Here is a 737-nt window from a genome sequence, read left to right as displayed (position 1 = left end):
GGTTAACGCTAGAATAGCTATGCAGTGCATTTGTAAAGTGGGAGAGGGCGGGGTGTCTATAGGGTAAATACAGGTCCTATTTCAAAGATTTTTAACGGGATTAGTTCTGCGACGATAGGCATGAAGCTGTGGTTAGCCCCACAGATTTCTGAGCATTGTCCGTAATAGACGCCTGGTCGTGTGGCGGTAAATGTGGTTTGATTTAAGCGTCCGGGCACTGCATCTGTTTTTAAACCTAGTGTGGGGATAGTTCATGAGTGTAAAACATCTTGAGATGTAATTATTATACGAACAGGGGCTTCAATTGGGAGAACCACTCGGTTGTCAACTTCCAGGAGTCGAAGGTCTCCTGGGTTTAAGAATAATGGGGGTATTATGTAAGAATTAAAGATGAGGCCTCCGTAGTCTGTGTACTCATAGGTTCAGTATCACTGATGTCCAATTGATTTAATAGTAAAGGAGGGGTCGTTGATTTCGTCTGTTAGGTATAGAATGCGTAGAGATGGTAGGGCAATCAGGATTAGAATGACTGCGGGTAGGATGGTTCAAGTGGTCTCTATTTCTTGGGCGTCTGTAATGTTGGTATTGGTTAGCTTTGTTGTGAGTGTTGAGGATAGAGCGTATAAGACTAGAAAGCTAATTAAAGAGATAGTCATAAATGCATAGTCGTGGAAGGTGATTAATTCTTCTATAACAGGGGATGTAGCATCTTGTAGACCTAGTTGAACTGGGTGGGC

1 protein-coding gene and 1 pseudogene are annotated in these 737 nt (G+C 42.9%); both read right to left on the bottom strand.

What is annotated here, in order from left to right; all coding sequences use genetic code 11:
* Nucleotides 1-56: 56 nt before the first annotated feature.
* Nucleotides 57-410, bottom strand: a pseudogene (locus ACFIL8_RS11695) (hypothetical protein); the annotation flags it as partial.
* A 135-nt stretch (nucleotides 411-545) separates the two neighbouring features.
* Nucleotides 546-737, bottom strand: a 192-nt coding sequence (locus ACFIL8_RS11690) for a cytochrome c oxidase subunit II transmembrane domain-containing protein (RefSeq protein ID WP_375689945.1), incomplete at its 5' end; no start/stop codon positions are given.

This window comes from Bartonella sp. AP57NXGY, assembly GCF_042195805.1.
Classification (GTDB): Bacteria; Pseudomonadota; Alphaproteobacteria; order Rhizobiales; family Rhizobiaceae; genus Bartonella.
Note: the sequence above shows the minus strand (reverse complement) of the source record. Positions and strands in the feature narration are given on the sequence as shown.